This is a genomic window from Maribacter sp. 2-571, assembly GCF_050589625.1.
Taxonomy (GTDB): domain Bacteria; phylum Bacteroidota; class Bacteroidia; order Flavobacteriales; family Flavobacteriaceae; genus Pelagihabitans.
Window position 1 is genome coordinate 333,542 of sequence record NZ_JBNGOP010000001.1, and the last position, 8,007, is coordinate 341,548.

At 50.0% G+C, this 8,007-nt stretch carries 2 protein-coding genes; both read right to left on the minus strand.

The window, feature by feature from the left end:
- Positions 1–124: 124 nt before the first annotated feature.
- Positions 125–4,618 (minus strand): PQQ-dependent sugar dehydrogenase, encoded by a 4,494-nt coding sequence (locus ACRD7P_RS01385; RefSeq protein WP_430905674.1) that lies wholly within the window; start codon positions 4,616–4,618, stop codon positions 125–127.
- Positions 4,619–4,950: 332 nt separating this feature from the next.
- The coding region (locus tag ACRD7P_RS01390) for a T9SS type A sorting domain-containing protein (protein ID WP_430905675.1) at positions 4,951–8,007 on the minus strand (3,057 nt) is incomplete at its 5' end.

Here is an 8,007-nt window from a genome sequence, read left to right on the forward strand (position 1 = left end):
TTACTACAAACGGCACACCCTCGCCCACAAAGGACAATTGTTGTGCCAATTGCAATAAAAAAGAAAACCCTTCCGAAAATCGTTCGAAAGGGTTTCCTAAATTCTTAGTCTAAAACTGTGCTAACTATCTTTTCACCACCTTTTTGGTGATTACCGCTCCATTCGACCAAACAGAGACAAAGTAGGTTCCCGTAGTCAGGGTCTCTAAGCTTAAATCGAGCGTGGGTGAATGATCTTGTTTTAAGGCACGGTATAAAAGCTGCTGTTGTTGCATGTTGGTAACGACCACTTCTACTTCTTTTCCGGCCAGCCCGTATAGGTCAACGGTCACCATTGTACTGGTCGGGTTCGGATAAACGGAAACCGATGTATTCTCCCTTGCGGAATTTTCAAATTCCCTACCAAACTCATCAAAGGTATCATTCCTGTTCGAGGCGGAATCGGAAACATATAACTGCAATACCGATCGGCAGCCTTCTGCCGATTCTATAACGTAGAAACCGGCATCCTGGGCACCAACATTTCCTAAGGAATAGTTGTCTCCCACTACCTCGCCGTTCGGCAATGTAATCGTTACACGTTTATCGTTGGGCAATGCACTAAGCACCACCTCTTCACCCCGGTCGACCGTAAGCGCATTCTGTCCGCTTCGCCATACTCCGGCCACTCTATATTCCGCAACCAAAGCATTTGCATCGCAATTTGGTATTTCGTCTACGGAAAGATTGAATGTCCTTGTACAACCGTTTTCCGAACGTAAGGTATAGCGCCCGCTATCGGAAAGCGAAGCTTGACCGATACTATAGTTGTCCCCCACAACGGTTCCGTCAGGTTTTGTAATCGTTAATCCAATGTCATTGGGCAACATACTCAACATCAAATTCGTGCCGACGACGATGCTCAGGTTTTCCTGACCGCTACTCCATTGTCCGTTGATACGATATTCCGGTGTAATGGCCTCTTCACAGCCGTCAATAGCGCGAAGTTCCAAGGTTTCCGTACATCCTTCTTCAGAGGTCAACACATACGTACCGCTGTCGGCGGATGTGAAATTGGTAATTCTATAGTTATCCCCAACTACTTGTCCGTTAGGTCTGGTAATGTTTAGTCCGACGCCATTGGGAAGCATGCTCAATATCACCTCGGCTGATTCGTTAACGGTCACCACATTATCACCGCTCAGCCAATTGCCGTTGATACGATATTCAGGAATCAATACCCCCCCACAATCCAAAGTCTCTACGATCAAGTTCAACTCGGCCGTACATCCATCGGAAGCGGTAAACAGATAGGTTCCATTGTCCTCCGGCGTTACCAGTCCCAAGCTATAGTTGTCATTTACAACCGTTCCATTAGGCAAGGTAATGGTCAACGGAACATCATTAGGTAAAATACTTAGTATAATATCGGTACCCTGATCTACGGTAATATTACTTTCGCCGCTATACCACACTCGGTTCAATCGGTATTCCGGAACAATGTTACAAGAATCCCCAGTGCCCGTTTCTTCTACGTTTATGGTTAATGTGGCCTCACAGCTATCTTGAGAGATAAAAGTATACGTTCCTTCCTGTTCGGAAGTTATATTTGTCGTTTGATAGCTTCCACTTACGGTTGTACCATTTGGTAATCGTATTAACAGACCATCTTGATTATCCACGGTACCTAGCAGCACTTCTGCACCCTGATCGACCGTGATTTCGGTTTGGCCACTACCCGTTTCCCCATTTACGGTATATTCGGGAACAATACTTCCCTCTGGGCAGTTTGGCGTATTGGCAATGACACTTATTTCGAAACTGGCCGAACATCCTTCGGCTATCGTGAATAGATAGGTACCTTGTTGACCGGGTGTAACGGCACCCAAATCCAACAATCCTGATACTTCTTGTTCGGTACCATTTGGCAATGTAACCGTAAAATCCAAATTACCGGGGGCAACTCTTAGCGCCAATGGTGTTCCTTCATCCACTGTGGTACTTTCTTCACCGCTAATCCAACCATTGTTACCTATGCGAAACTCTGGAACCACACTTTCCGAAGTACAAGGTTCGTCCTCCGTTTCCACTGTAAGTATTAGCGAAATTTGACACTGGCCTTCAGTGACAAAAACATACGTCCCTTCATCCTCTTTGGTTATTTCCCCTAAACCATAATCACCTTCCGTGATATTGCCATTAGGCAATGTAATAGAAAAGGTTACTGTATTCGGTAATAAGCTTAATATTAAATCGGTCCCCTCCGGTAAGGTTATTTCGGTATCACCACTGGACCATTCTCCGTTAATACGGTACTCGGTAATCAATCGTTCATCTCCACAATCGAATGAAAGTGCCCAAACAGCAAGGTTATCTGCCGTAACATTGGCCGCATTATCGAAAGTACCTCCGGTGTAAAGTCTATTATCATCGGAAAGTGCTAGGGCCCTTACAATGTTATCGGTTCCTACCGCTCTAGCGGGACCTAAAGCCTGCCAGCCACCACCACTACTCCAACGCGCACTATTGTTTACAATATAGTCGGTACTGCTATCCTGTCCGGCAGTCTCAAAGCTTCCTCCTACATATAAATATGTACCGTCATGTTCCAAGGAATTGACGCTACCATTTACTCCATCCCCAAGCAACTGCCATTGGTTTGAATTCCGATTCCAACGTGCCAGATTGTTTACGGTATTTCCACCAGCCGATCCAAAGGTTCCTCCGGCATAGATATATTCCGAAGTCACTTCAATCGCCTGGACAAATCCACTGGTTCCCTCTCCCAAGGTTCCCCAATTGGTCCCATTCCAAGTGGCAATTCTGTTGGCATTGCGACCTCCGGCAGTATCGAAATTACCTCCCACATACAATACGTTGGCATTGTCGAAAGCAATGGATCTAATTTCGTTATTTGTTCCGGTGCCAGAAGTTCCCGAATCGGTCAACGCCGACCAACCGTTGTTCCATCTGGCGATATTCTGCACGGAAATCCCTCCAGCAGTTTCAAAAGCACCTCCTACGTATACATTACCGTTACCGTCAACACCAATTTTCGCAACGGGACCATTGGTACCCGAACCTAAAGCGGACCAAGAGGCTCCGTTCCATACAGCAACATTCTGCGCGCTTACACCTCCAATTGAAGTGAAGCTACCACCCGCATACAATCGACCGTCATCTGCTAAAGCTAGTGCTCTAACGGGACCATTGGCGCCGTTGCCCAGGTTTTCCCATCCACTTTCCTTATTATACCGGGCAATATTGTTGGCAGCGCTATCTCCGGCATTGGAAAAATTACCGGCTACATAAGTATCTTCTCCCGATGTCACTATTGCTTCTACGGTACCATTGGTACCATTTTCCAGAGCTCTCCAAACTCCTACTCCATCCACCGCTACCTTGGTAGGGCCTGGAGGTGGAGGCGGCGGTGTTACGTCTCCACCATTAATTTGATAAATTTTACCCGAGGTATAGTCAGCAAAGTAAATTTCACCATCTTCATCCAGTCCAAAACTAGAAATCATTCGGCCTTCCGCCCTGAACAAGAGATTACTTGTCGCGCTATCGGAGTTGGAATTATAGTCCAATGCCCATACCCGCCCCGTGACAAAATCTCCGTAAATATATTTTCCCTGAATGTCGGAATTTGTGCTACTTCCCCGATACACATAACCTCCGGTTATGGAGACATCGCCATTACTATGGTTGTAATTAAATACAGGTTTAATATCAGGACTGGTCGCCAATCCAGTTGAGGAATTATAGCTGTCATTTGCCTCAAATCGATTCCAGCCATAGTTGCCCCCATTTTGAATGATGTTGACCTCCTCATAATTGCCCTGACCTACATCGGCGCCCCACATTCTATTATTTTGGGTATCCCATGAAAACTTCCATGTATTTCGAATTCCCCATGCATATAGTTCGTCCAAACCACCTTGATTAGCTAAGGGATTGTCCGAAGGTATCTCGTAATTGCCATTAGGCAAATCCGGATTGCTTTCCAACGGATTGTTTCCATTTACGTCCACATCAATTCTCAGGATGCTACCAAAAATATTATTTAGGTTTTGCGAATTCCCTTGAGGGTCTCCTGCACCGCCACCATCGCCCATGGACACATACAGGTACCCATCAGGACCGAACCCGATTTTCCCTCCGTTATGGTTGTTATTGTTCTGATTTTTATCAAAACTGAAGATTTCCAATCGACTGGAAGTATTTGCCTGATTCGGATTTCCACTACTCACTTGATATCTTGCCAACACTATTTCTACAACAATGCCCGGCAACGAACTTCTGCGGGTGTAATACACGTAGAAATAACCATTTTGATTATAATTGGGGTGAAAGGCAAGCCCCAATAAGCCTATTTCAAGACCGGAAACAAAACTGACTTCATTAGAAATATCTAAAAAAGTCTGCTGGGTAGTTGTTTGTCCGTTATTTTGAAAAACTTTGATCTTTCCTGATTGTTCGACAACAAAAAGTCGATTGGATCCATCGTCGGCATTCTGAATTTCCACAGGAACATCAAAAGTTAGATTGGGAAATGCCTGTTCATAGGTCACGTCTTGCGCCATCAATGTCCCGAAAATACAGGTCATTAACAGGAATAGGAATGTAATTCGCTTCATCGGGTGTGGGGGTTTGTTTGGAATCTTAAAAAATCGTTTTCGATAAAATACATCTTTAATACGGTGAAATGCGCCAAATAGTCTTCGATAGAACGTGAAAAATGAATTTATTCGATAAAACGCTCGAAAATTTAACATTTTTAACAAATAGCACCCTCTTTTTAAAATCCGGTAAAAATAAGGCTTATCCCCTTAAAAAACAGTGGTTTTCGTTTTTTTTTCATTCCTCAAAAAAAACAGGGAAAGGGTGTTAAAATGCTAAAATTCTGCATCAACATGTGTGACTTCTCTAAAGGAAGGGATCAATACCATGTTGTAGCATCCTTTCCCTTTTATTTTTTCATGACGATCGTTTGAACTTCGGTATGCCCATCGGCATCAAAAACAAGGGCATAAAACCCATCAGGTAAGCCAGTGAGGTCAAGCGTTTCAAATTCCAAATGGGTCGCTGGAAAGGTATGGGACACAACCTTCTGTTGTAGCATGTTGTAGACGGTAAGCCCAACAGCCGTACCCGCACGCCCGCTAAGGTCGATTGAAATGGTTCCTTTTGAAGGATTCGGGAATACCCGTAATTCGTTACGGTCGTCGTCAACACTATCCAGACGGGACTTTAATGCTATTGGCGTCTCAGCCGTCGGGGCCACGATCAAATCGATCGCCGTGGTACAGCCCTCTACGGAGGTGATCAGGTAACGACCCTGGTCCGATATGTCCACGGCGCCTAGGTTATGGTTGTCCCGTACCAGACGTCCGTCCGGAAGGGCAATGGACTCCACGGGGATATCGTTGGGGAGCATGCTGAGCATCAGCACGTCGCCCTCGGTCACTTCCAGGGTGCCGCTGCCGCTCTGCCACGAACCGTTGATCCGGTATTCACCGACAATGTTCCCTTCCGGACAGGCCGATAGGGAGTTGACCCGAAGTTCGATCTCCGTACTACAGCCTTCCACATTGACAAGGGTATAGGTGCCCGCATCGGAAACGCCCGCGATACCAATGATGTAGGGCACTTCTACGGAAGTACCGTCGGGAAGTTCCAGCACCGTGCCCACGGCCGCACCGAGGCCCAGCGTTACCGATACGCCCTCGTCCGCAAGTACGAGCCCTCCCGTTCCGGGTATTCCGCCCACCTCATGGGTATGTACCAAACTGTCCGCCGGACAGTCCGCACCGACCACAAGGTCGATCGCCGTGGTACAGCCCTCTACGGAGGTGATCAGATAGCGACCCTGGTCCGATATGTCCACGGCGCCTAGGTTATGGTTGTCCCGTACCAGACGTCCGTCCGGAAGGGCAATGGACTCCACGGGGATATCGTTGGGGAGCATGCTGAGCATCAGCACGTCGCCCTCGGTCACTTCCAGGGTGCCGCTGCCGCTCTGCCACGAACCGTTGATCCGGTATTCACCGACAATGTTCCCTTCCGGACAGGCCGATAGGGAGTTGACCCGAAGTTCGATCTCCGTACTACAGCCCTCGGTATTGACAAGGGTATAGGTGCCCGCATCGGAAACGCCCGCGACACCAATGATGTAGGGCACTCCTACGGAAGTACCGTCGGGAAGTTCCAGTACCGTGCCCACAGCCGCACCGAGGCCCAGCGTTACCGATACGCCCTCGTCCGCAAGTATGAGACCTCCCGTTCCGGGAATTCCGCCCACCTCATGGGTGTGTACCAGACTGTCCGCCGGACAGTCCGCACCGACCACAAGGTCGATCGCCGTGGTACAGCCCTCTACGGAGGTGATCAGGTAACGACCCTGGTCCGATACGTCCACGGCGCCTAGGTTATGGTTGTCCCGCACCAGGCGACCGTCAGGAAGGGCAATGGACTCCACGGGGATATCGTTGGGGAGCATGCTGAGCATCAGCACGTCGCCCTCGGTCACTTCCAGGGTACCGCTGCCGCTCCGCCACGAACCGTTGATCCGGTATTCCCCGACAATGTTCCCTTCCGGACAGGCCGATAGGGAGTTGACCCGAAGTTCGATCTCCGTACTACAGCCCTCGGTATTGACAAGGGTATAGGTGCCCGCATCGGAAACGCCCGCGATACCAATGATGTAGGGCACTCCTACGGAAGTACCGTCGGGAAGTTCCAGTACCGTGCCCACAGCCGCACCGAGGCCCAGCGTTACCGATACGCCCTCGTCCGCAAGTACGAGTCCTCCCGTTCCGGGAATTCCGCCCACCTCATGGGTATGTACCAGACTGTCCGCCGGACAGTCCGCACCGACCACAAGGTCGATCGCCGTGGTACAGCCCTCTACGGAGGTGATCAGGTAGCGACCCTGGTCCGATACGTCCACGGCGCCTAGGTTATGGTTGTCCCGTACCAGACGTCCGTCCGGAAGGGCAATGGACTCCACGGGGATATCGTTGGGGAGCATGCTGAGCATCAGCACGTCGCCCTCGGTCACTTCCAGGGTACCGCTGCCGCTCTGCCACGAACCGTTGATCCGGTATTCCCCGACAATGTTCCCTTCCGGACATACAGGTTCTCTCAATAAGTCCAGCGTTATGAGAACGGTACATCCTTCTATGGAAGTCAATACATAAACCCCGATATCGGCAGGGGTTACCCTTCCGATGGTATAGTCCCCGGTAATGTTGGGAATAGTAGCTCCTCGTGGGGTGGTAATGCTAAAAGAAAGCTTATCCAAATTTTCAAAGACGTTCGGTAAAATGCTTAAACGTACGCGCTCATCGAGCGCTACCGAAATAGTAACATTTTCACCGGGGTCTCCATGTTGATATGGGTTCGATCCTATCCTCCATTCGGGGCTGATCAGGATGTCCTCGGGGTCGCACTGTTTCACCACGTTGACGTTCACTACGGTGGCGCATCCCGCCGCCGTGGTGAGCACGAAACTACCCTGGTTCTCAAGGTCCACCAGTCCGTCGTTGCGCTCCGGGCTGTCGTTCTGGGGGTCGCTCACCCCGGTATCGACCTGATAGCCGTCGGCCTGGTCGAAATCCGCCGCCGAGCGCAATGTCGGCGCCTCGAAGTCCCGTTGGGCGGTGGTCACGTAATAGGTGCCCGCCGTCACGGCCCTGAGGTATACCCGTGAGCCCTCCGGGGCGTTCACGTTGTTGCCGGCGGTCCATTCGCCGTCGTCTATCTTGAACTCCGCGGCTATGGTCCCCTGGGGACAGTCCGGTACGCCGGCCAGTCCGCTGCCCAGGTCGAAGAAGGCCTTGATCTCCTCGGCCCCCAATGCCTTGTTGTATACCTTCAGCTCGTCGATACGGCCATCGATTTCGTCGGTCACCCCGCTCTGGTTGTATCCCGCAGCGGTCAGGAAGGGCCCCGCAGGGTCCCGTTGTTCGTAGAAGCCCGAGGAGGTAAAGGCGCTGGCGTCCCCCGGGGCGTCGTTGATCACGAA